At 70.3% G+C, this 22,588-nt stretch carries 18 protein-coding genes; 4 read left to right on the top strand and 14 right to left on the bottom strand.

The features are described 5' to 3' along the window. Positions 1-14: 14 nt before the first annotated feature. Positions 15-962 (top strand): DMT family transporter, encoded by a 948-nt coding sequence (locus EJ913_RS23295; protein WP_244939468.1) that lies wholly within the window; start codon positions 15-17, stop codon positions 960-962. A gap of 186 nt (positions 963-1,148) precedes the next feature. Here the strand turns inward: EJ913_RS23295 and EJ913_RS23290 are convergent, their stop codons facing one another. From EJ913_RS23290 to EJ913_RS23250, 9 genes are all read right to left on the bottom strand, one after another. Further along, positions 1,149-1,802, bottom strand: coding sequence for a DedA family protein (locus tag EJ913_RS23290; RefSeq protein WP_127002524.1), 654 nt, complete (start codon positions 1,800-1,802; stop codon positions 1,149-1,151). Positions 1,803-1,960: 158 nt separating this feature from the next. Continuing rightward, entirely contained in the window at positions 1,961-3,469 is a 1,509-nt protein-coding gene (locus EJ913_RS23285) for a tagaturonate reductase (RefSeq protein ID WP_127002395.1), read from the bottom strand. Next, complete coding sequence (locus EJ913_RS23280; RefSeq protein ID WP_127002393.1) at positions 3,466-4,503, bottom strand: Gfo/Idh/MocA family protein; 1,038 nt, start codon at positions 4,501-4,503, stop codon at positions 3,466-3,468. Before EJ913_RS23280 ends, EJ913_RS23285 begins: the two co-directional genes overlap by 4 nt. Positions 4,504-4,505: 2 nt before the next feature. Then, positions 4,506-5,159 (bottom strand): bifunctional 4-hydroxy-2-oxoglutarate aldolase/2-dehydro-3-deoxy-phosphogluconate aldolase, encoded by a 654-nt coding sequence (gene eda, locus EJ913_RS23275; RefSeq protein WP_127002391.1) that lies wholly within the window; start codon positions 5,157-5,159, stop codon positions 4,506-4,508. 43 nt (positions 5,160-5,202) lie between these two features. Then, positions 5,203-5,970: a GntR family transcriptional regulator gene (locus tag EJ913_RS23270; RefSeq protein WP_127002389.1), complete on the bottom strand. Its 768-nt coding sequence runs from the start codon at positions 5,968-5,970 to the stop codon at positions 5,203-5,205. A 37-nt stretch (positions 5,971-6,007) separates the two neighbouring features. After that, entirely contained in the window at positions 6,008-6,979 is a 972-nt protein-coding gene (locus tag EJ913_RS23265; protein ID WP_127002387.1) for a DMT family transporter, read from the bottom strand. A 44-nt stretch (positions 6,980-7,023) separates the two neighbouring features. Beyond that, entirely contained in the window at positions 7,024-8,547 is a 1,524-nt protein-coding gene (locus EJ913_RS23260; RefSeq protein WP_127002385.1) for a UxaA family hydrolase, read from the bottom strand. A gap of 76 nt (positions 8,548-8,623) precedes the next feature. Further along, on the bottom strand, positions 8,624-10,027 hold the full coding sequence (gene uxaC, locus EJ913_RS23255; RefSeq protein ID WP_127002383.1) for a glucuronate isomerase: 1,404 nt from the start codon (positions 10,025-10,027) through the stop codon (positions 8,624-8,626). A 162-nt stretch (positions 10,028-10,189) separates the two neighbouring features. After that, positions 10,190-10,624, bottom strand: coding sequence for a methylglyoxal synthase (locus tag EJ913_RS23250; RefSeq protein ID WP_127002381.1), 435 nt, complete (start codon positions 10,622-10,624; stop codon positions 10,190-10,192). Between the two features lie 192 nt (positions 10,625-10,816). Here EJ913_RS23250 and EJ913_RS23245 point away from each other — a divergent pair, with 192 nt between their 5' ends. The 3 genes from EJ913_RS23245 to EJ913_RS23235 all read left to right on the top strand — a co-directional run bounded on the left by EJ913_RS23245 (position 10,817) and on the right by EJ913_RS23235 (position 16,838). Next, positions 10,817-11,566 (top strand): GntR family transcriptional regulator, encoded by a 750-nt coding sequence (locus tag EJ913_RS23245; RefSeq protein ID WP_127002379.1) that lies wholly within the window; start codon positions 10,817-10,819, stop codon positions 11,564-11,566. A gap of 382 nt (positions 11,567-11,948) precedes the next feature. Next, entirely contained in the window at positions 11,949-15,515 is a 3,567-nt protein-coding gene (gene nifJ / locus EJ913_RS23240; RefSeq protein ID WP_244939467.1) for a pyruvate:ferredoxin (flavodoxin) oxidoreductase, read from the top strand. 243 nt (positions 15,516-15,758) lie between these two features. After that, positions 15,759-16,838 (top strand): LacI family DNA-binding transcriptional regulator, encoded by a 1,080-nt coding sequence (locus tag EJ913_RS23235; protein WP_127002377.1) that lies wholly within the window; start codon positions 15,759-15,761, stop codon positions 16,836-16,838. Between the two features lie 21 nt (positions 16,839-16,859). Here EJ913_RS23235 and EJ913_RS23230 read toward each other — a convergent pair whose 3' ends face one another. From EJ913_RS23230 to EJ913_RS23210, 5 genes are all read right to left on the bottom strand, one after another. Then, positions 16,860-17,435 (bottom strand): hypothetical protein, encoded by a 576-nt coding sequence (locus EJ913_RS23230; protein ID WP_127002376.1) that lies wholly within the window; start codon positions 17,433-17,435, stop codon positions 16,860-16,862. A gap of 41 nt (positions 17,436-17,476) precedes the next feature. Further along, positions 17,477-18,697: an acetate/propionate family kinase gene (locus tag EJ913_RS23225; protein ID WP_127002374.1), complete on the bottom strand. Its 1,221-nt coding sequence runs from the start codon at positions 18,695-18,697 to the stop codon at positions 17,477-17,479. Positions 18,698-18,709: 12 nt separating this feature from the next. Then, complete coding sequence (locus EJ913_RS23220; protein ID WP_127002372.1) at positions 18,710-20,152, bottom strand: bifunctional enoyl-CoA hydratase/phosphate acetyltransferase; 1,443 nt, start codon at positions 20,150-20,152, stop codon at positions 18,710-18,712. A 234-nt stretch (positions 20,153-20,386) separates the two neighbouring features. After that, positions 20,387-21,955 carry a 2,3-bisphosphoglycerate-independent phosphoglycerate mutase gene (gene gpmI / locus EJ913_RS23215; RefSeq protein WP_127002370.1) on the bottom strand — a complete coding sequence of 523 codons (1,569 nt, stop codon included), beginning with the start codon at positions 21,953-21,955 and terminating at the stop codon, positions 20,387-20,389. Positions 21,956-22,022: 67 nt separating this feature from the next. Beyond that, positions 22,023-22,588, bottom strand: a 566-nt coding sequence (locus tag EJ913_RS23210) for a phosphopyruvate hydratase family protein (RefSeq protein ID WP_483398296.1), incomplete at its 5' end; no start/stop codon positions are given.

Here is a 22,588-nt window from a genome sequence, read left to right as displayed (position 1 = left end):
AAGGCGATTGCGTGATGGTGGCCGATTCCTCCTCCCCCGACCGGGTCCGCAGCGGCATCGTCTCGATGCTGGTGTCGGTCCTGTTCTTCGCGGTGATGAACGCCCTGGCGAAGCTGCTGGCGGCGGACTACCCGCTGGTCGAGGTCGCCTTCTTCCGCAGCGCCTTCGCGCTGATCCCGGCCGCCGCGATGCTGGCGCTGGGCGGCGGCCCCAAGGCCCTGCGGACCGAGCATCTGTTCGGGCATTTCTGGCGGGCCATCATCGGACTGACCTCGATGATCCTGCTGTTCCTGTCCTACCACCTGATGCCTCTGGCGGACGCGGTCGCCCTGTCCTTCTCGGCGCCGCTGTTCCTGACGATCCTGTCGGTGCCCCTCCTGGGCGAGCGGGTCGGCCCCTATCGCTGGGGCGCCGTCGCCGTCGGCTTCGTCGGCGTGCTGATCATCGTCCAGCCCGGCGGCGCCATGTTCAACACCGGGGCGTTGGTCGGGGTGGGCGCCGCCGTCTCCTACGCCTTCGCCATGATCGCCATCCGCCAGCTCGGCCGGACCGAGGCGACGGTGACGACGGTGTTCTACTTCACCGTCTTCTCGACGCTCCTGAGCGCCCTGGCGCTGCCCTTCGCCTGGGTGACGCCGTCGCTGCACGGCTTCGGCCTGATGGCGCTGATGGGGCTGGTCGGGGGCGGCGCGCAGTATTTCCTGACGCGGGCCTATGTCCTGGCGCCGGCGGTGGTGGTCAGCCCGTTCAACTATTCGGGAATCCTGTGGGCGACGCTGTTCGGCTGGCTGCTGTGGGACGACCGGCCGGGCGTTCCGGTGCTGGTCGGGGCGGCCATCGTCATCGCCAGCGGGCTGATGATCCTCTACCGCGAGACCCGGCGGCGGGCGGAAGCGGTTCAGCCCATCGTTCAGCCCGTCGCTCAGGCCGGCCTGACGCGGCCGGATGCGCGGACGGGCTGAGGACGAGCGAAGTTTTTGCCGAAGTGGCGCGCGGAACGCTTGCGTCTTTTTGAATATACTAGTATATCAAACGGGCAGACATGAGTCATCCGGGTCGATCCGATGATTCCGTTATGTGTGCGTTTCCTCCCAAAACTCGGGCCACTGAGCCAGTCTCAGTGGCCTATTTTGCGTCCGGGCTCCGGATCAGCAACGGTCGTCGGCCGGGGCGCCGGCGATGGGCGGGGCCAGTCCGCACGGCCTCGGCGGGCTTTGTTCGAGGCGTCCCGCCGGTGCGGCGCGGTCGCCTAGGCCGCTGGCGTCGTAGCCGGTCCAGGCGAGGTGACCCGGCGACATCAGAAGCGGCGCCCAGATCACGGCCGACAGGATGTTGAAGGTCTGGAACTGCCGGTGCGGCATCGCCACCATGCCGGCGACCGTCGGGACCACAGCGCGCAGGGGGCCGACGAAGCGCGCCAGGAACACGCTCTTGCCGCCGTGCCGGTGGAAGAAGGCCTCGCCGCGCTGGCGCAGCGCCGGACGCTTGCTGAACGGCCACAGCCGGAAGAGGCGCTCGCCGAAGATCCGGCCCAGCCAGTAGGAGGTGGCGTCCCCCAGAATGGTGCCCCCCGCGATGGCGGCGTAGACCGTCCAGAACTCCAGAACGCCCGCCGCCACCAGCGCGCCGGTCGCGGTGAGCGCGACGACCCCCGGAATCAGCAGCCCGACGACGGTCACTCCCTCGGCGAAGGCGATCAGGAAGAGGATGGCTCCGGCCCAGTCCGCGTGCGCCTCGATGAAGCCGACGAGGGCGGTGCCCTGGGTGGCGAGGCTTTGGGCGGCGAGGTCCGTAAATGTCATCGGCACGGTGAACACGCTCTCGGATCGGATGTCATGGGGGCGCCGGGATCATGCCCCATTCGGGCGTTCGGACACAGCCCGTCCGTGAAAACGGCGAAGCCTCCGGTGGACCGAACCACCGGAGGCTTCGCTGTTCATGGCTCGTCGCGCCCGGCGGGTCAGGCCTTGCGCGGAACCGCCGCCATGGCGGCGCGCATGCCCTGCGTCAGGATGGCGTCCAGGTGATGGGCGGTCCAATGCGCCAAGCCGGGGATGCGGGTCAGATCTTCGCCCCACAGCCGGGCGTCGGCGAGCACCGCCTCGACCAGCGCCTTGGGATCGCCGCCATGGGCGGCCCAGGCGGCGCCCAGCGTGGCGAGCGCCTCGGCGCTGTCCTTGATCGGGTAGGTGCCGGCGTCGCGCGAGCCGACACACTCAGCGCCGACGGTCTCGCCGCGGTAGAAGCGCAGCAGGGCGGCCAGCGAGAAGGACAGGCCGCTCGGCGCCTCGCCGAAGCGGGCGACGTGGTCCTTCAGGCTGGGCAGGACGCGGACCTTCCACTTCGACACCGAATTCAGCGTGATCGAGATCAGCTCGTGCCGGATGTAGGGGTTGCCAAAGCGCTCCATGATGGTCGCGGCGTATTGCTGGCGCTCGTCCTCGGGCAGCGGCACGAAGGGAACGATTTCGTCGAACATCACCGTGTTGAGGTAGGCGGAGACCGTCTCGTCGTCCATCATCGACTTGACGGTGTCCAGCCCGGCGCCGTAGGCGGCCAGCGCGCTGGCGGTGTGGGCGCCGTTCAGGATGCGCACCTTGCGGGTGCGGTAGGGTTGCAGGTCGTCGGTCCACACCACGTTGAGGCCGGCCTTGTGCAGCGGAAGCTCCTCGGCCAGCGCGGCCGGGCCTTCGATGACCCAGACGTGGAAGGGCTCGCCGGCGACGGCCAGCGTGTCCTCGTAGCCCCATTTGGCGAAGAGCGCCGCCGCCTCGTCGCGCGGGTAGCCGGGGACGATGCGGTCGACCAGCGTGTTCAGGAAGTGGTTGTGCTGTTCGACCCAGACGGCGAAGCCGGGCTCCAGCCCCCAGCGGCGGGCGTGCTCCAGCACGATGCGCTTGAGGTTGGCGCCGTTCGCCTCGATCAGCTCGCAGGGCAGCAGGACGAGGCCGCTTTCCGCGCCGCCGCCCAGCGCCTGGTAGCGGGCGTGCAGCAGCGCCGCGACCTTGGCCGGGAAGCTGGTCTGGCAGGCGCCCGGCGTGTAGGGCTCCTCGACGTCGGCGATGCCGGCCTCGGTGGTGTTGGAGACCAGGAAGCGCAGGGCCGGCGCCGTGGCGTGGCCCAGCATGCGGTCCCAGTCGGCGTGCGGGTTGAGGGTGTCGGACACGCAGCTCACCACGCGCCGGGTCTCGACCTCGCGGCCCTGCTCGATGCCGCGCAGCAGCACGGTGTAGAGGCCCTCCTGCGCCTTCAGCAGGCCGGCGATTCCCTGGTCGAGCGGCTGGGCCAGCGCGACGCCGGCCTTGCTCAGCCCCTGGCCGTTGGCGACGTCCACCATCCAGTCGACGAAGCCGCGCAGGAAGTTGCCGTCGCCGATCTGGAGGATGGTGACGGGGAGAACCGGGGCGCCGGGGGTGTGCGTCACGGCGAGGGCGCCGGAGGCGAGCCGTTCGCGGGTCAGTCGGGTCATGACAGGAGGTCCTTGGGCAGAGTGGTTGGCGCGCCGGTTTCGGCGGCGCGCAGCAGGGCGTCGATGAGCGCGTGCACCTTGAGCGCTTCCCGGCCGCTGACGCGCGGCGGGCGCCCGGCGTCGAGCGCGTCGAGGAAGTCGGCCAGCACGGCGCGGTGATGCTGGTTGGAGAAGGCCATGGGGTCGGCGCCGCCGCCGAGTGTGCCGTCCGTCCCCCCGGCGTCGATCACCGCGCCGGAGTGCAGCCGCACCTCCAGCCGGTCGCCGGACAGGACGGCGGAACCGGCGGTGCCGGCGATCTCGATGCGCTCGGGGAATCCGGGAAAGGCGGTGGTGGTGGCGTCCACCGTGGCGAGCAGCCCGGTGTCGTAGCGCAGGGCCGCCGCCACCACGTCCTCGGTGTCGATCGGCCGCAGCCCGCTGGTGCGGGCGAAGCCGACGACGTCGCGCGGCAGGCCGAGCAGGCTGACGAACAGGTCCAGCGTGTGGATGGCCTGGGTCAGCAGCACGCCGCCGCCGTCGCGCGCCTTCATGCCGCGTCCGGGCTGGGCGTAATAGGCGGCGTCGCGCCACCAGCGGACGACGACCGCCGCCGACAGCGGCGCGCCGAGCGCGCCGTCCCGCAGCAGCGCCGCCAGCTTTTCGGCCGAGGCGCGGAAGCGGTGCTGGAGCACGACGCCGAGCGTCAGCCCGGCGCGCTCCATGACGTCCACCACCGCGCGGGCACCGTCCGGCGTCGCGTCCAGCGGCTTTTCCAGCAGCACGTGCTTACCGGCTTCGGCGCAGCGGGCGACCAGCGCCGCGTGGGTGTCGGGCGGCGTCAGCAGCAGGATCGCCGACACAGTCGGGTCGTCGAGCAGGTCCTCGGCCCGTTCCACCACCGGCAGACCGAAGCGGGCCGCGAAGGCGGCGCGCCGGTCGGCGGACGGGCTGTAACCGCCGGCCACCGCGACGCGCCCGGACAGGTCCGACAGGCTCTGGGCGTGCGGCGTCGCCGCCATGCCCAGCCCGATGACGCCGACGCGGCGGCGCACGGTCAGGCCTGCCCGGCCAAGGGGGAGCCGGCCAGGGCGGAAGCCTCGCGGGCCAGCCGCTCGATGTCGGCCCAGCGGCGCTCCTTGACGGCGTCGGCGGGGGTCAGCCAGGTGCCGCCCACGGTGAAGACGTTGGGCAGCGCCAGGAAGTCGCGCAGGTTCTCGGCCTTGATGCCGCCGGTCGGGCAGAAGCGCACCTCCGGGATCAGCGGCGCCATGCCCTTGAGCGCCGGAACGCCGCCGTTCAGCATGGCCGGGAAGAACTTCAGCTCGCGGAAGCCGTGCTCCCAGGCGATCAGCGCCTCCGACACCGTGGCGATGCCCGGCAGATAGGGCAGGCCGGTGGCCTTGGCCGCCTGCGCCAGCGTGTCGGTCAGGCCGGGGCTGACCAGGAAGCGGGCGCCGGCGTCGCGGGCCTGGGCGAACTGCTCGGGCCGGACCAGCGTGCCGAGGCCGACGAGGGCGTCGGGCACCTTGGCGGCGATGGCCTCGGCGCAGGCGAGCGCCTTGGGCGTGCGCAGCGTCACCTCCAGGGTCGTCAGGCCGCCGGCGACCAGCGCCTTGGCCAGCGAGACGGCGTCCTCGGGGTCGTCGAGCACGAGCACCGGAACGACGCGCGGACCGGACAGGGTGGGTTCGAGAAGGGGCAGGGTCATGATGGTCACGTCCTGATGTTCGGGCCTGATGTTCGGGCGGCGCTCAGGCCTCGTCGCGGCTCTTGTCCGGCGGGGTCCCGAAGGTGCCCGAGAAGAACAGAGGGGTGGCGTGGCTGACGTCGTCGATGGTGATGGCGAGGTTGTCGAGATGGGAGGTCAGGCTGGCCTCGGCCCGGTCGGGGTCGTGGTCGGCGATGGCCGCGACGATGCGCTCGTGCTCGGCGATCACGGTCGCCATCCGGCCGGCGACCGGCAGGGTCAGGCGGCGGCAGCGGTCGACCTGGAGCTTGACCTGCTGGGTGATGGCCCAGAAACCGGGATAGCCGCTGATCTCGGCGATCAGCGCGTGGAACGCCTCGTCGGCCTGGTGGAAGCCGTCGGGGTCCCCGGCGGAATCGACCTCGTGCTGAAGCTCCACGCAGGCGTGCAGCTGGGCGAGCTGGCTGCGGGTGGCGCGCTCGGCGGCGAGCCGCACGGTGGTGCGCTCCAGGGATTTGCGGATGACGGCGGCCTCGGGCAGGGCGCCCAAGGGGATGCGCGAAACGAAGGTGCCGGATTGCGGGAAGATCTCGACCAGACCCTCGTCGCACAGGCGCAGGATGGCCTCGCGCACGGGGGTGCGGCTGACGCCGTAATCCTGGGCGATCTGCTTCTCGGCGATGGGCTCGCCCGGCTTGCGCCGCAGCGAGACGATCGCGGTGCGCAGGTCCTGGTGGATCGTCGTCGCGGCGGTCGCGCCGCGCTGGGTGGCGCGGGGCAGGGCCTTGGCGGCGATTTCCCTGAATCCGTTGGTCTGCACGCTGGATGTCATGGCTTCCAGCTCCTTGGCTGCGTCCGGGGTTGAGGGGTCAGGAAACCGCCGGTCCGTTGGGGGCCGGTTGCCCCGTCCGGGCCGCGCTTTCCCGTCTCCGGATGCGCTCCCGGTGAACCGTGTAGAGGCCGCTCGCGATGATCACGGCGGACCCGGCGAAGGTCCAGCGGTCGGGGACGGCGCTGAACACGAGATACCCCAGCGACGCCGACCAGATCAGCTGGATGTAGGAGAAGGAGGCCAGCACCGACGCGTCGCCGTAGCGGTAGGCACGGACGAGCAGCCATTGCGCGATGGTCGACATCACGCCGATGAACACGCCCCAGCCGATCTCCTGCGCGGTCGGCAGGACCACGCCCCCCAGCGGCAGCAGTCCGGTCAGCACGACCAGCCCGGTCAGGGCGCTCCAGATCAGGGTGGTGGCCGGGTTTTCCTGGCCCGTCATCTTGCGGGTGATGATGATGCCGCAGGCCCAGCTCATCGCCGACAGGATCGGGAAGATCGCCGCCGGCTGGAAGGCGGCGCCGCCCGGCCGCATGACGATCAGCACGCCGGCCAGCCCGGCCAGCACCGCCGCCCAGCGCCGGGGGCCGATCTTCTCGCCCAGGAACAGGATCGACAGCACGGTGACGAAGACCGGCGACACGTAGCTGGTCGCCGCCGCCTCCGCCATCGGCAGGTAGCGCATGCCCAGGATGAAGAACAGCGCCGATCCCAGCATGCCGAGGCCGCGCAGGATTTGCAGCAGCGGCCGGGGCGTGCGGACCACGCCCGTCCCCTCGCGCAGCACCAGGGGCAGCATCAGGGCCGAGAAGACGGCGTAGCGCATCCAGCCGATCTCGACGGCCGGCAGGGTCAGGTTCAGATACTTCGCCGTGGCGTCCGAGCAGGAGAAGAACGCCATCGCAACCACGACCAGGAGGATGCCGCGCACCGGGTCGTCCTTGCGGGATCCCTTGACGGGATGGACCGTGAGGTCGTCGGCGATGGCGCTGCTGGGGGTGGGCATGGTTGCGCTCGTGGTTGGGAGGACTGGCGGGGGGCGGACCGCCGTTACATGACGGCGCCCATCTGCCAGGGCGTGAACTCGTCCGACCCGAAGCCGAGTTCCTCGCTCTTGCTCTTGCGGCCCGACGCGGTGTCGAGGACCAGCTGGAAGATCGCTTGCCCGACCTCCTCGATGGTGGCGTCGCCGGTGGCGATGGTGCCGCAGTCGATGTCCATGTCGTCGGTCATCTTCCGGTACAGCGGCGTGTTGGTCGCCAGCTTCAGGCTGGGCGTCGGCTTGGCCCCGAAGACCGAACCGCGCCCGGTGGTGAAGCACAGCACGTTGGCGCCGCCGGCCACTTGGCCGGTCGCCGACACCGGGTCGTAGCCGGGCGTGTCCATGAAGACCAGACCCGGCCCCTTGATCGGCTCGGCGTAGCGCAGCACCTCGACCAGATTGGTCGTGCCGGCCTTGGCGACGGCGCCCAGCGACTTCTCCAGGATGGTGGTCAGGCCGCCCTTCTTGTTGCCGGGCGACGGGTTGTTGTTCATCTCGCCGCCGGTGCGGGTGGTGTACTCCTCCCACCAGCCGATGCGCTCGACCAGCTTCTCGCCGACCGCGCGGCTGACCGCGCGGCGGGTCAGCAGATGCTCGGCGCCGTAGACCTCCGGGGTCTCGCTGAGCACGGCGGTGCCGCCGTTGCGCACCAGCAGATCGACCGCGTGGCCCAGCGCCGGGTTGGCGGTGATGCCCGAATAGCCGTCCGACCCGCCGCATTGCAGCGCCAGCGTCAGGTGGCTTGCCGGCAGGGTCTGCCGCTTCACGTCGTTGATCGCCGGCAGCAGCGCTTGGATGCGGCGCACCCCCTCGCGCACGGCCGAGGCGGTGCCGCCCAGATCCTGGATCGACAGGGTGTGCAGCCGCTCGTCGGGCACCAGCCCCTCGGCCTCGACCAGCCGGTCGATCTGGTTCACCTCGCAGCCGAGGCCCAGCAGGATCACGGCGGCGAAGTTCGGGTGGCGGGCGTAGCCGGCGATGGTGCGGCGCAGCGTGTCGATGGCGTCGCCCTGGTTGCCCATGCCGCAGCCGTAGCCGTGGGTCAGGGCGACGACGCCGTCGATGTTGGGGTAGTCGGCCAGCGCGGGGCCCCGGAACTGGTCGGCGATCATCCGCGCGGCGGTGGCCGAGCAGTTCACCGAGGTGATCACGCCGATGTAGTTGCGGGTCGCCACGCGGCCGTCGGCGCGGACGATGCCCTGGAAGGTGGCGCGCTCGGCCTCGGGAACGAAGGCGGTCGGGTGGGAATCGACGCCGAAGGCGTGGTCGCGCTCGAAGCTGTCGCCCATGCCCATGTTGTGGACGTGGACGTGGTCGCCCGGCTCGATGGCCGTCGTGGCGAAGCCGATGACCTGGTTGTACTTGCGGACCGGCTCGCCGGCGGCGATGGCCTGCACCGCGACCTTGTGCCCGGCCGGAACCTCGGCGCGGCACAGGATGTCGGTGCCGGGCAGCGCCGTTCCGGGGGGCAGGTCGGCGCCGGCGACGACGACGTTGTCCGCGGGGTGCAACCGAATGATGAGCGATGCCATGGAGCGTGCGTCCTTCCCTTGGCTGTCCGGCGCCCGGCCCCGTTTCTCGTGGAAACGGGGCCGGATGCGGCGGCGCCTACAGCTTGTAGGCGTTCTTGGCGAGGCGGTAGGCGAGATCGGTGGCCACTTCGACGGCCTCGTCCTCGTCGACCCGGTGCTCGGCGACCAGACGGGCGAGGAAGGCGCAATCGATGCGGCGGGCCACGTCGTGCCGCGCCGGGATCGAGCAGAAGGCGCGGGTGTCGTCGTTGAAGCCGACCGTGTTGTAGAAGCCGGCGGTCTCCGTCGTCATCTCGCGGAAACGGCGCATCCCTTCCGGGCTGTCGTGGAACCACCACGCCGGCCCCAGCCGCAGGGCCGGGTAATGGCCGGCCAGCGGGGCCAGTTCGCGGCTGTAACTGGTCTCGTCCAGGGTGAAGAGGATGATGGTCAGGTCGCGCTCGTTGCCGAAGCGGTCGAGCAGGGGCTTCAGCGCGCGGACGTATTCGGTCGCGCTCGGGATGTCGCAGCCCTTGTCGCGGCCGAACCGTTCGAACACCGGCGCGTTGTGGTTGCGCACGCTGCCGGGGTGGATCTGCATGACCAGCCCGTCCTCCAGGCTCATGCGGGCCATCTCGGTCAGCATCTGGCCGCGGAACAGCTCGGCCTCGGCGGCGGTGACGGTGCCGCGCAGCGCCTTGGCGAACAGCGCCTCGGCCTCGGCCGTCGACAAATCGGCGGTGACGGCGGTCGGGTGGCCGTGGTCGGTCGAGGTCGCCCCACCGACTTCCTTGAAGTAGCGGCGGCGGTTTTCCAGGGCGGCGAGGTAGCCCTTCCAGCTGGTGGTGTCCTCGCCGGTGAGGACGCCCAGCGTCGCGACGTTGGCCTGGAAGCCCTCGAACTCCGGATCGACGACCGGGTCGGGGCGGAAGGCGGTGATGACGCGCCCCTTCCAGCCGCTCTCGCGGATCGCCTTGTGGTGGTCCAGCGGGTCGAGCGGGGATTCGGTGGTCGCCAGCACCTCGATGTTGAAGCGCTCGAACAGCGCGCGCGGCCGGAATTCCGGCGTGCGCAGGCAGGCCTCGATCCGGTCGTAGATGCCGTCGGCGGTGGCCGGGCTCAGGCGTTCGGTGACGCCGAAGGCGGTCTCGAAGGCGTGCTCCAGCCACATGCGGGTCGGCGTGCCGGGGAACAGGTGCCAATGCTCGGCCAGCAGACGCCAGATCTTGCGGGAATCGGTCTCGACCGCCCCGCCGTCGCGGCGCGGCACGCCCAGGCTCTCCATCGGCACGCCCTGGCTGTAGAGCATGCGGAAGGCGTAATGGTCGGGCTTGACGAACAGGGCGGCCGGGTCGGGGAACGCCTCGTTCAGCGCGAACCAGGACGGATCGGTGTGCCCGTGCGGGCTGACGATCGGCAGGTTCTGGACCTCGGCGTAGAGCCGGCGCGCGATGGCGCGCTGCGTGGGATCGCTGGAGAAAAGTCGGTCAGGATGGAGCATCGTCTGTCTCCGAAGGGAAGTGTCTGCGGAACGAGGGCGAGCCCTCTCGTGCGACCGCCAAAGGAAGCTGTCCGGTGGTGGAATATATTAATATATCAGACCGTTTTGCAAACCTTTTGTGCAGGTTTCCGATCGCATCCGTCGAAATGTCGCAGGTCCGCGTTACAGGACACGCCCCTCGTAGCCACGGAAGTCGGTTGGGCGCGGCGTGTAGCCGTTGGAGAACAGGGGCGAGGCGACCAGCATGTCGGCGGTGGCCTCGTTGCAGGCCATCGGGATGTTGTAGAGGGTCGCCAGACGGGTCAGCGCCTTCACGTCCACGTCGTGCGGCTGCGCCGTCATCGGATCGACGAAGAAGATCAGCATGTCGATCCGCCCCTCGGCGATCATGGCGCCGATCTGCTGGTCGCCGCCGAGCGGCCCGCTCTTCAACGGCGTCACGTCCAGTTCCGGATGCGCGCCCTTGACCCGGCTTCCCGTGGTGCCGGTGGCCCAGAAGGCGTGGCCGGCGAGGAATTGGATGTGCGCGCCGATCCAGGTGATCAGGTCGCCCTTCCGGGCGTCGTGCGCGACGAGGGCGATGCGTTTGCGTTCCATGGCGGGCCATCCGGGGTGGGCTCTGATTCCTCTATATTAATATATCAGATTTCTCGTCGGAGCGGCGCTGATTTTTGCGCATCCCACACGCAACAAGTGGATTTCCATGGCGTTTGACGCTCGGCGGGAGCGGCCGGTATATTGTTGAATTGCATAGGCGGGCCTCCAGCGATGACAAAGGCGTTACAGACCATGGTTCCGGACAGCGACGAGACCGTTGCCAACACCGCGCCGTCCCGCCGGCGCTCCACGGTCGCCTCGGTGGCCCGTCCGGTCCAGCGGGGCGCCACGGTCTCGGCCGGCATCTACCGGGACCTGCGCAACGACATCCTCGCGCTGCGGCGCAAGCCGGGGGAGGCCATCGCCGAGAAGGTGATCGCCCAGGATTACGGCGTCAGCCGCACGCCGGTCCGCGAAGCCGTCCTGAAGCTGGCCGACGAAGGCCTGATCGAGATCTTCCCGCAGTCCGGCACCTTCGTCTCGCGCATCCCCTTGGGCGCCCTGCCCGAATCCATCGCCATCCGCCGGGTTCTGGAAGAGGCCTCGGTCCGCTACGCCGCGCAACGCGCCACCCGCAGCCAGATCGCCCGGCTGCGCGTCTGCCTGGAGGTGCAGCACGAACGCGAGACGGCGGGCGATCATGAGGGCTTCCATCAGGCCGACGAGGACTTCCACGCCCTGCTGGCCGAAGTCGCCGGCTATCCGGGATTCTGGACGCTCATCCAGCAGGTCAAGGTGCAGATCGACCGCTACCGCCGGCTGACGCTGCCGGTGCTCGGCCGCATGGGGCTGGTGGTGGCGGAGCACAAGGCCATCGTGGACGCCATCGCCGCCGGGGATCCCGACGCCGCGGTCCAGGCGCTCAACACGCATCTCGACGATCTGGAGAGCACCATCGCCGACGCCCAGAAGGCCAACCCCCGGTATTTCTCGGTGGCGTAGGGCGGGGCAGGGGCTGTCCGGTCACGGCGCCCCGAAGCTTCTCCGTCCAAACCCTGTCCATTGTTCGACAGCGGCCCGCAATTTTGTCGGGTCTGCGACACAGCGTGCTCTGGAAAAGCTTGGGAAATCGGTGATATATTAGTTGGCGTGCCGCTTGCACCGTCGATCGGGCGGTGGCGCCGTGACCGATGAGTTGCCATCAGCCTCGAGGCGACGAAGCCGCGCCGCGCACCGCAGACCCCGCCCATCGCGGATCCCCGCCGAGTTTCGGCCCATCGCCCGGCCATCGAACACCGCCCCTGCACGCCCGTTGCGCCGGGCCAACCGCCGATCGCTCACAGGTTTCGTCCGGTCCAGCCGGCACGACGAAGGACAAGCGAGCATGATGAAAGATCCGAACATCGCGATCATGGACGGCAACGAAGCCGCCGCCTCCATCGCGTACCGGGCCAGCGACGTCATCGCCATCTACCCGATCACCCCTTCCTCGACGATGGGGGAGCTTTCGGAGGAATGGTCGGTCCGCCGCAAGCCCAACGTCTGGGGGGCCGTCCCCCGGGTGGTCGAGATGCAGTCCGAAGGCGGCGCCGCCGGCGCCGTGCACGGCGCGTTGCAGGCCGGCGCGCTGGCGACGACCTTCACGGCGTCGCAGGGCCTGCTGCTGATGATCCCCAACATGTACAAGATCGCCGGGGAGCTGACGCCCTTCTGCATGCACGTCACCGCCCGCACGCTCGCGACCCACGCGCTGTCGATCTTCGGCGACCATTCCGACGTGATGGCCTGCCGCCAGACCGGCTTCGCCATGCTGGCCTCGGCCAGCGTGCAGGAGGCGCACGACCTGGCGCTGGTGGCCCACGCGGCGACGCTTCGGGCGCGGGTGCCGTTCCTGCATTTCTTCGACGGGTTCCGCACCTCCCACGAGGTGAACCGGGTCGAGACGCTGGCGGACGACGACCTCCGCGCCCTGCTCGACGACGGCGCGGTCGCCGCGCACCGGCGGCGCGGGCTCAGCCCCGATCACCCGGTGCTGCGCGGCACCGCCCAGAACCCGGACGTCTTCTTCCAGGCGCGCGAGGCCGCCAACCCCTTTTACGAGGCCTGCCCCGGCATCGTGCAGGGGATGATGGACCAGCTCGCCGTCCGCACCGGCCGCCACTACCGCCTCTACGATTACGTCGGCCATCCGCAGGCCGAGCGGGTCGTCGTCGCCATGGGGTCGGGCGCCGAGACCTGCGCCGAGACGGCGCGGGTGCTGGCCGGACGGGGCGAGCGGGTGGGTTGCCTGATCGTCCGCCTGTTCCGGCCCTTCGCCATCGCCGATTTCGTCACCGCCTTGCCGGCGTCGGTGCGGCGGATCGCCGTGCTCGACCGCAGCAAGGAGCCGGGCGCCGTCGGCGACCCGCTGTATCTCGACGTCGTCGCGGCGCTGGCGGAGGGGCGGGCCGCCGGCAGCCTGGAGGCCGACCCGGTGGTGATCGGCGGCCGCTACGGGTTGTCGTCCAAGGAGTTCACGCCGGCCATGGCCAAGGCGGTCTTCGACCAGCTGGACCGCGACCGGCCAAAGCGGCGCTTCACCGTCGGCATCGTCGACGACGTCACCCACCTGTCGATCCCCTGGGATCCGGCCTTCCGCATCGAGGGCACGGAGGTGTCGCGCGCCGTCTTCTTCGGGCTGGGCGCCGACGGCACGGTGGGCGCCAACAAGAACTCGATCAAGATCCTCCAGAACCGCACCGGCGCCCACGCGCAGGCGTATTTCGTCTACGACAGCCGCAAGTCCGGCTCGACGACGGTGTCGCATCTGCGTTTCTCCAAGGACCCGATCCGCGCGCCCTACCTGATCGACCAGGCGCAGTTCGTCGCCTGCCACCACACCCCGCTGCTGGAGCGCATGGAGGTGGTGGAGATGGCCGCCCCCGGCGCCACCGTGCTGATCAACGCGCCGGGCACGCCCGACGAGGTGTGGGCCGGGCTGCCGCGCGAGGTGCAGCAGGCCTGCCTCGACAAGGGGGTGTCGCTCTACGCCGTGGACGCGGGCGCGGTGGCGCGCGCGGCCGGGCTGGGCCGCCGCATCAACACCATCATGCAGACCTGCTTCTTCGCGCTCGCCAAGGTGATGCTGGAGGCCGACGCCATCGCCGACATCAAGACGGCGATCAAGAAGACCTACGGCCGGCGCAGCGAGGAGGCGGTGCGCCGCAACTTCGCCGCCGTCGATCAGGCGCTGGCGCATCTGAGGCACGTCCCGCTGCCCGACCGCGTCACCGCCGACCACGCCCGTCCCCCGGTGGTGCCGGACGGCGCGCCCGACTTCGTCAAGCGCGTCACCGCGCTGATCATCGGCGGCCACGGCGACAAGCTGCCGGTCTCGGCCTTTCCGGTGGACGGCGGCTGGCCGGTCGGCACCGCCAAGTATGAGCGGCGCAGCATCGCCGCCGAAGTGCCGGCCTGGAACGCCGGGCTCTGCATCCAGTGCAACAAATGCGTGATGGTCTGCCCGCACGCCGTCATCCGCGCCAAGGTCGTGCCCGAGGCCGCGCTGGCCGAGGCGCCGGACGGCTTCAACACCGTGGCCTACAAGGGGCGGGAGTTCCCGGATTCCCGCTATCGCCTCCAGGTGTCGCCCGAGGACTGCACCGGCTGCACGCTCTGCGTCGACGTCTGCATGGCCAGGGACAAGGCCGACCCCGCCCGCAAGGCGCTGGAGATGCGCCCCATCGGCGAGCTGCGCCACGAACAGGCGGCCTTCGACTACTTCCTGACCCTGCCCGATGCGCCGCGCGACAAGGTCCCGCCGACCGTCAAGCACACGCAGTTGCTCCAGCCGCTGTTCGAGTTCTCCGGCGCCTGCGCCGGCTGCGGCGAGACGCCCTACGTCAAGCTGCTGACCCAGCTGTTCGGCGACCGCATGGTGATGGCCAACGCCACCGGCTGCTCCTCGATCTACGGCGGCAATCTGCCGACGACGCCCTACACCACCAACGGCGACGGGCGGGGGCCGGCCTGGGCCAACTCGCTGTTCGAGGACAACGCCGAGTTCGGGCTCGGCCTGCGCATCGCCATCGACCAGATGGCCGAGCAGGCGCGCGGCCTGCTGGGGCTGCTGTCGGGCCGGCTCGAACCGGGGCTGGTCGACGCGCTGCTCACCGCCGAGCAGGGGGACGAGGCCGGCATCGCGGCGCAGCGCGCCCGCGTCGCCGCCCTGCGGCCGGCGCTCGCCGGTCTGGCCGATCCGCTGGCGCGGCGGCTCGACGGGCTGAGCGACTATCTGGTGCGCAAGACCGTGTGGATCGTCGGCGGCGACGGCTGGGCCTACGACATCGGCTATGGCGGGCTCGATCACGTCCTGTCGTCGGGCTACGACGTCAACGTGCTGGTGATGGACACGGAGGTCTATTCCAACACCGGCGGCCAGCAGTCCAAGGCGACGCCCATCGGCGCCTCGGCCAAGTTCGCCACCGCCGGGCGCGCGGCCGCCAAGAAGGATCTGGGGCTGATCGCCATGGCCTACGGCCATGTCTACGTCGCCCGCACCGCCTTCGGCGCCCGCGACGCGCAGACCGTGGCCGCCCTGCGGGAGGCGGAGAGCCACCGGGGTCCGTCGCTGGTGCTGGCCTACAGCCATTGCATCGCGCATGGCTACGACCTGTCGAACGGGCTGAAGCAGCAGAAGCTGGCGGTCTCCAGCGGGCATTGGCCGCTCTACCGCTACGATCCGCGCCGCACTGGGGAGGGGAAGCCGGCGCTGGAGTTGGACAGCGAGGCGCCGGACAGCCGGCTCGGCGCCTTCATGGCCGGGGAAGGGCGTTTCAAGGTGGTGGAGCGGGACGACCCGGAGCGTTACGCGGCGCTGGTGCGGATGGCCGAGGCGAACGCCCGGCTGAGATACGGCGTCTATCAGCGAATCGCCGGGGTGCCCGAGTCCACGGATGGGGACGCCGGATGATTGCCTCCCTCTCCTGTCCCGGGAGAGGGAAGGGGCCCATGCGACAGCATGGGAAGGGTGAGGGGCTATCGGAACATGGATTGCGTACCACGCCCGATAGCCCCTCACCCTCCCCGCTTCGCGGGTCCCCTCCCTCTCCCGGGGGGGGAGAGGGCTTCAAACGATGTCCTGTGCCGCGTCTTCCAGGGTTTGTCTTAAGCCAACGTTGGCTCTAAGTTGTTGAGTGCAAGGAGAGATCGAGGAATGCGCACGTTGCCGCCGAAGACCAGGACGCCCGGAAAACGGACGCGCCGCGACACGCAACGGCTGACCATGACCGACGTCGCCGCCGCCGCCGGCGTGTCCGCGAGCACGGTGTCGCTGTTCCTGCGCCGTCCCGACGCCGTGTCCCCCGAGCTGGCCGCGCGCGTGCGCACCGTCATCGACGAGCTGGGCTACGTGCCCAACCTCGTCGCCGGCAGTCTGGCGGCGGCGCGCAGCCGCACCATCGGCGTCATCCTGCCGTCGATCGTGAATTCCTTCTACGCCGAGACCTACAACACGCTGCAAAGCACCTTCCAGGCAGCGCATTACCAGACCCTGCTGGGGGTCAGCGAGTTCGATCCCGAGCGGGAGCAGGATTTGATCGGCGCCTTTCTGGCGTGGTCGCCGACGGCCATGGTGGTGACGGGGTTCCATCACACGGACAAGGCACGCGCCATGCTGCGCGCGTCCCGCGTGCCGGTGGTGGAGATGTGGGACATGCCCTCCCACGAGGGGGAGGCGGTCGACATGAGCGTCGGCTTCTCGCATTTCGAGGTGGGGCGCCGCCAGACCGGCCATCTCTACGACGAGGGGCACCGCAAGGTCGCCTACATCGGCGCCGCCGTGCATCAGGATTTGCGGGTGCGCCAGCGCACCGACGGTTACGAGGACGAGGTGCGGCGGCGCGGCCTGCACGAGCCGATTGCCTTCACCGCGCCGGACACCGCCTCGACCATGGTGGGCTGCTGGCTGATCGACGAGGTGCTGTCGGTGCATCCCGACATCGACGGGGTGGTGTGTTCCAACGACAATTTGGCGCTGGGGGTGCTGTTCGAGGCGAAGCGGCGCGGAATCCGGGTGCCGGAGGAGTTGGCGGTGATCGGCTTCGGCGACCTGACCTTCAGCAACTCCTGCCTGCCGCCGCTGACCACGGTCCGCCCGCCCCAGCGGGACATCGGCCGGCTGACCGCCAGCCAGATCCTGCTGAGGCTGGACGGCGGGACGGTCAAGTCGCTCCAGCACCATCTGGAATGCGAACTGGTGGTGCGGGAGAGCACGGGCATGGCCGCCGTGCCGTGACGGCGGCGTGATCGGCGGCTGTCAGGCGGCCGGTTCGGGCATGTGGCGCGCCGCGTGCTCGGCGTCCCGCAACAGGGCCTGCAAGGAGGGCCAGGGGCAGTCGTCGCGCAGCCGGACCGTGTCGTCGAGGCGGAGCACGGCGTCCTGCGTCGCGCGCCAGTATCCCGGCAGGTCGGTGAACAGCGGCATCGACGGCGACTCCCGCAGGCAGTTCCGCAGATCCTCCGCAGCGGCGAGAAGGTGAACGCGCATCCCCGGCGTGCGCTTGGGCCAGGCGAGCGCGAACATGATGCGTTCCGAGGCGTCGCGCGCCCGGCGCGGTCCGTCGGAGGTCGCCACCTCCTCCAGCGCCTCGGCGACGAGTTCGGGGGACAGCTCGTTCATCCGGCCGTGGCGGGCCAGCATCTCCTGGCGCTTCCAGGCCAGGAAGCGGTCCATGCCGCGCCGCTGGAGCGGGCCGGCGCCGGGCGCCGGCTCGTCGCCGGGAAGCCGCCGCAGCCACTCGCGCGGGAGGCCGAGGCGCTGCCCCTTCTCCAGCGCGCGCAGGCGGACCGAACCCAGGCTCTCGTGATCGTTCAGGGTGCCGTGATCGTTCATGATCGGCCTCGGTTCGGTCTGGGTGGTGGTGCGCGACGGCGTTACGCCGCCTTGATGGAGGAGGAGGACTCCGCCAGGACGCCCAGGGTGTGGCTGGCGATCATCCGCTCCTCGTCGGTCGGGATGACGAAGACGGGGATGCGGCTCTCGGCGGCGGAGATCCGCGCGGCCCGCGCCCGGTTGGCGGCGGGATCGACGGCGACGCCGAGCCAGGACAGCTTCTCCGCCACCCGCGTGCGCACCGGCGCCGAGTTCTCGCCGACCCCGGCGGTGAACACCACCGCGTCCAGCCCGCCCATCGAGGCGGCCAGCGCCGCCGCCTGCTTGGCGACCTGGAAGCAGAACAGCTCCACCGCCTCGGCGGCGTGCGGGTTCTCGCTGTCCAGCAGGGCGCGCATGTCGTTGGACAGGCCCGAGACGCCGAGCAGCCCCGACTGGTGGTACAGCAGCGCCTCCAGTTCGTCGGCGCCCATGCCCTTCTCGCGCATCAGGTAGATCAGCACACCGGGGTCGATCACCCCGCTGCGCGTGCCCATCGGCAGCCCGTCCAGCGCGGTGAAGCCCATGGTGGTGTCGACGCTCTTGCCCGCGCGCATGGCGCACAGGCTCGACCCGCTGCCGAGATGGCAGACGAGGACGCGGGCGTCCGCCATCTCCGGCGCGATCTGCGGCAGGCGCTGGGCGATGTACTCGTAGGACAGGCCGTGGAAGCCGTAGCGGCGGATGCCCTCCGCCGTCAGCGCGCGGGGCAGGGCGAAGGTCTGCGATTGCCAGGGCTGGCTCTGGTGGAAGGCGGTGTCGAAGCAGGCGACCTGCGGCAGCGCCGGGTACACCTCGGCCAGCGCCCGCATGGCGGCGACGTTGTGCGGCTGGTGCAGGGGAGCCAGCGGGATCAGCGCCTCCAGCTCCTCCAGCACGGCGGGCGTGAGCCGCACCGGCTTGGCGAAACGGGTGCCGCCATGGACGACCCGGTGGCCGGCGGCGACCAGCCGCGTGCCCTTCAACTCCTCGGCGATCCAGCCGAGCAGGAAGCCCAGCATCGCGGCGCGGTCGGCGGCGCCGACCCCCACCCCGTCCAGGCTGCGGTCGGCCAGGACGTGGCGCGCGGCGTCCTTCGCCTCGAAGCGGGGGGCGGTGCCGATGCCGGAGATCTGGCCGTTGACGATGGCGCTGAGGTCGCTGCCGCTGCCGCCGCAGAAGATCGAGAACTTCAGGCTGGACGAGCCGGCGTTGACGATGAGGTAGGCGTCACGTTGTTGCATGGAACGAACTCCTTACTCGGCGGCCAAGGCGACGACGCTGCTGCGGCGCGACGCGGCGACCAGCGAGGCGACGGCGCAGGACGCCAGACGGGTGCGGACGTTGTCGGCGCGGCTGGTCAGGATGATCGGCACGCGGGCGCCGAGCACGATGCCGGCGGCGTCGGCGTTGGCCAGGAAGGAGAGCTGCTTGGCCAGCATGTTGCCGGCCTCCAGGTCGGGGACCAGCAGGATGTCGGGGCGGCCGGCGACGTCCGACTTGATGCCCTTGGTGCGCGCCGCTTCGAGGGAGATGGCGTTGTCGAAGGCGAGCGGGCCGTCGAGGATGCCGCCCTTGATCTGGCCGCGGTCGGCCATCTTGCACAGCGCGGCGGCTTCCAGCGTGGTCGGGATCTTGGGGTTCAGGGTCTCGACCGCCGACAGGATGGCGACGCGCGGCACGTCCACGCCCAGCACCTTGGCGAGGTCGATGGCGTTCTGGACGATGTGGACCTTGTCCTCCAGCGTCGGGTAGATGTTGATCGCCGCGTCGGTGATCAGCAGGGCGCGCGGGTATGTGGGCACGTTCATGATGAAGACGTGGCTGAGCCGGCGGTTGGTGCGCAGCCCGGTCTCCTTGCGGACGACCTCGCTCATCAGCTCGTCGGTGTGCAGCGAGCCCTTCATCACCGCTTCGGCCTCGCCGGAGCGGGCCAGCGCCACGGCGGCCTGTGCGGCGGCGTGGCTGTGCGGCGCGTCGACCATCCGGTAGCGCGAGATGTCCAGGCCGTGGGCGGCGGCGAGCGCGTGCAGCTTGGCGGCGGGACCGACCAGGATCGGGTCGATCAGCCCGGCCTGAGCGGCCTCGACGGCGCCGCGCAGGGCGCTCTCGTCGCAGGGGTGGGCGACGGCGGTGGGGACCGGCGGCAGGCCGTCGCATTTGCGCAGCAGCGCGTCGTGCTTGTCGTGGCGGATCATCTGGATCTGCGGCAGCTCATGCGCCGGGCGCGAGACCTTGCGGGTCGGCGCGATGACCTCGGCGGTGCCGGAGGTGACCACCTCGCCGTTCTGGTTGGTGCAGACGCAGTCGAAGACGACGATGTTCTTGTCGGCGCGCTTCCCGGTGACGGTCACCGTCGCGGTGATGACGTCGCCCAGCCCGACCGGGCGGCGGAACTGCAGGTTCTGGCCGGCGTAGAGGCTGCCGGCGCCCGGCAGATGCGAGCCGAGCACGCCCGAAATGAGCGAACCCGACCACATGCCGGGGCCGATGACCTTCTGGAAGCGGCTGTCGGCGGCGAATTTCGCGTCGAGATGGGCCGGGTTGATGTTGCCCGACACGGCGGCGAACAGCTCGACGTCCATGATGGTCAGCTCACGGGCGAGACTCGCCGACTGGCCGATCCGGATTTCGTCGAAGGTGACGTTGTCGATCACGGCCAGCGGGTCGTGGGCAGCGAGTTCACCGGTGGCATGCATTGCGGAACACTCCGAGTGGGACGACGAGGGCTTGCGGCCGGCTTCCGTCGATTTTTCCAGGGCCGCGCCGTTGTTCGGGGCGCTGGCCGGAAACGAGCTTTCGAGGGTAAGTATACTAATATATCAGATTTTGCGGCAAGGACGATCCGGGGCGGTTGGCCGCTCCGGACAAGATGCCGCAGGTGCGAAGGTCCGGGACCGGCTTCGGGACCGGTCGTCCAGGCGCCTACCGGCCTACTCCGCCGCCTTGCGCAGGGCGTTGCGGTCGAGCAGGGTGGAGCCAGTCATCTCGGACGGCTGGGGCAGCCCCATCAGGTCGAGCAGGGTCGGGGCCACGTCGGCGAGGCGGCCGCTGTCCAGACGCGCGCCGGGCGGGCCGTTGACCAGCACGAGCGGCACCTTGTCCAGGGTGTGGGCGGTGTGCGGCCCGTCGTTGGCCGGGTCCTTCATCAGCTCGCAATTGCCGTGGTCGGCGGTGACCAGCATCACGCCGCCCTGGCGCCGGACCGCCGCCTCCAGCCGGCCGAGACAGGAATCGACCGTTTGCACGGCCGTGATGGCGGCCTCCAGGATGCCGGTGTGCCCGACCATGTCGGGGTTGGCGTAGTTGATCACCACCAGATCGTAGACGCCGCTGTCCAGCGCCTCGACGACGCGGTCGGTGACTTCCGCCGCCGACATCTCCGGCTGGAGGTCGTAGGTCGCGACCTTGGGCGACGGCACCAGGATGCGGTCCTCGCCGGGGTAGACGCGCTCCTCGCCGCCGTTGAAGAAGAAGGTGACGTGCGGGTATTTCTCGGTCTCGGCGATGCGCAGCTGCTTCAGCCCGGCCTCGGACACCACCTCGCCCAGCACCTTGGTCAGGGTCTTGGGCGGGAAGATCGAGGTCATCAGCGGGTTGAGGTCGCTGGAATACTCGACCATGCCGACGGCGGCGGCGAAGCGCGGCAGGGCGCCCCGGTCGAAGCCGTCGAACTCCGGCGCCAGCAAGGCCGTCAGGAGCTCGCGCGCGCGGTCGGAGCGGAAATTCGCCATCACGATGGCGTCGCCGTCCGCCATGCCGGCGTAGTCGTTGACCACCATCGGCGCGATGAACTCGTCGAACACGCTCTCGGCGTGGCTCTGGGCGATTGCCTGGAGCGGGTCGGCGACGCGCCGTTCGCCCTGGCCCAGCGCCATGGCGGCGTAGGCCCGCGCCACGCGGTCCCAACGCCTGTCGCGGTCCATCACCCAGTAGCGGCCGGTCACCGTGGCGACCTCCACGTCGGGCAGGGAGCGGATGCCGTCGAGCAGGTGGGCCATCTGGCCGGGCGCGCTGTTGGGCGGCACGTCGCGGCCGTCGGTGAAGGCGTGCAGCCGGACCGGAATGCCCTGCCGCGACAGGGCGGCGGCGAGAGCGAGAATGTGATCCTGGTGCGCGTGCACGCCGCCCGGCGACACCAGCCCCATCAGGTGGCACCAGCCGCCGCTTGTCCTCAGCGCCGCGACCAGACCGGCCAGCGCGGGGTTGCGGTCGAATTCGCCCTCGCCGATGGCGTGGTCGATCATGACGAGATCCTGGCGGACGACCCGGCCGGCGCCCAGGTTCATGTGCCCGACCTCGGAGTTGCCCATCTGCCCCTTGGGCAGGCCGACCTCCTCCTCGCTGGCGTTCAGGAAGGCGGTCGGCTCGCCCGACCACAGGCGGTCCCACACCGGCGTGTCGGCCAGGGCGACGGCGTTGTCCGCCGTTTCCTCGCGGTGGCCCCAGCCGTCGAGCACGCACAGGACGGCAGGCCGCGAAACACGGTTCTCGATGGGCATGGCGGTTTTTCCGGAAAAAATGGCGGGGAGCGGCGCGCCTCTTGGGACCGCGCCGCTCCGTCCGCGCTCAGGCCTTCAGGATGCCGCGACCGGCGAAGCGGGCGGCGGCGCCGAGCTGCTCCTCGATGCGGATCAGCTGGTTGTACTTGGCCAGACGGTCCGAACGGCTGAGCGAGCCGGTCTTGATCTGGCCGCAGTTGGTGGCGACGGCGAGGTCGGCGATGGTGCTGTCCTCGGTCTCGCCCGAACGGTGCGACAGCACGGCGGTGTAGCCGGCCTTGTGCGCCATGTCGACGGCTTCCAGCGTCTCCGACAGGGTGCCGATCTGGTTGACCTTCACCAGGATCGAGTTGGCGACGCCCTTCCTGATGCCGTCGGCCAGACGCAGCGGGTTGGTGACGAATAGGTCGTCGCCGACCAGCTGCACCTTCTTGCCGATGGCGTCGGTCAGCGCCTTCCAGCCTTCCCAGTCGTCCTCGGACATGCCGTCCTCGATCGAGGCGATCGGGTAGCGGCCGACCAGATCGGACCAGTAGGACACCATCTGCTCAGGCGACAGCGACTTGCCCTCGCCGGCCAGCTCGTACTTGCCGTTCTTGAAGAACTCGGTCGAGGCGGCGTCGATGGCCAGCA

Source organism: Azospirillum doebereinerae (assembly GCF_003989665.1).
Taxonomy (GTDB): domain Bacteria; phylum Pseudomonadota; class Alphaproteobacteria; order Azospirillales; family Azospirillaceae; genus Azospirillum; species Azospirillum doebereinerae.
Note: the sequence above shows the minus strand (reverse complement) of the source record. Positions and strands in the feature narration are given on the sequence as shown.